This is a genomic window from Acidovorax sp. KPB24-07 (genome assembly GCF_057543315.1).
In genome coordinates this window covers 1-552 of sequence record NZ_BAAJYS010000960.1, presented here as the reverse complement: position 1 = coordinate 552, position 552 = coordinate 1, and the positions used below count along the sequence as shown (strand labels likewise).

The following is a 552-nucleotide window of genomic DNA, read 5'->3' as shown; positions in this document are numbered from 1 at the left end:
AGGAGGCCGCCGGGGAAGCGCTGGCCACCCTCGGCACGCCCGAGGCCGTGCATGCGCTGGCCAAGGCCGCCAGCAGCTCCAAGGGCGCGCTGGCGCGCCTGTCCCTGGCGGCGGACCGCTGGCCGCTCGCGGCGATCGCGGCCCTCTCGCGGCTGGTGGCCGCGGACGGAAAGGACGCCGGCCTGCTCACGCCCATGCTCTCGCGCCTGCTGCGTGCGCACGGTCAGAGCGTGCCGCTGCTGCGCCCCTGGCTAGATGCCGCCGCGCAGGCGGCCGTGGACCGGCAGCTGGCCCTCCTCACCGGCCCGGCCGAGGTGGCCGCCCGCGAAGAATTGCCGGCCGTGCTCGCCGATCCGCCCTGGCTCGCGAAGACCGCGCGCAAGACCGCGGCGGCGCTGGCGCTGGAGCCGCTGCCGCTGGCTCCCGTCGAGGAATGGGCGCCGGGCGAACGCGAAGAGGCGCAGCGTCTCAACTCGTGGCATCTCAACCGCTTTGCGAAAGCGGCGCAGGACGTGCTGGAGATGGTGGATCTGCTGGGCTTCGACACGAACA

The 552-nt window shown here is 74.5% G+C and carries 1 pseudogene; it reads left to right on the top strand.

Annotated elements, in window-relative coordinates:
* Positions 1-552, top strand: a pseudogene (locus AC27IQ_RS26895) (WGR and DUF4132 domain-containing protein); the annotation flags it as partial.